This is a genomic window from Paraburkholderia sp. SIMBA_053 (assembly GCF_046534895.1).
Lineage (GTDB): Bacteria > Pseudomonadota > Gammaproteobacteria > Burkholderiales > Burkholderiaceae > Paraburkholderia > Paraburkholderia caledonica.
The window spans coordinates 1-239 of record NZ_JAWRXU010001598.1; the positions used below are offsets into that span (position 1 = coordinate 1).

At 73.6% G+C, this 239-nt stretch carries 1 protein-coding gene; it reads left to right on the top strand.

Annotated features, from left to right (window positions below; translation table 11 throughout):
• Nucleotides 1-239 (top strand): FAD-dependent oxidoreductase (locus tag SB753_RS40945; RefSeq protein ID WP_410805666.1); only part of this gene is annotated, 239 nt, incomplete at both ends.

Below are 239 nucleotides of genomic sequence, written 5' to 3' on the forward strand. Positions count from 1 at the left end.
CGACGGTGACGCCGACGTGGTGGTGATCGGCGCGGGCTTCACGGGTTTGTCGGCGGCTCTGGCGCTCGGCAAACGCGGCGCGTCGGTCGTGGTGGTCGACGCGGGACGCGTGGGCGGCGGCGCGTCGGGCCGCAACGGCGGCCAGGTGAACACGGGCGTCGCGCAAGACTTCGTCGCGCTCGCCGCGCAACTCGGCCTCGAGCGTGCGAGCGCGTGCTATCGCGCGTATTCGGATGCGG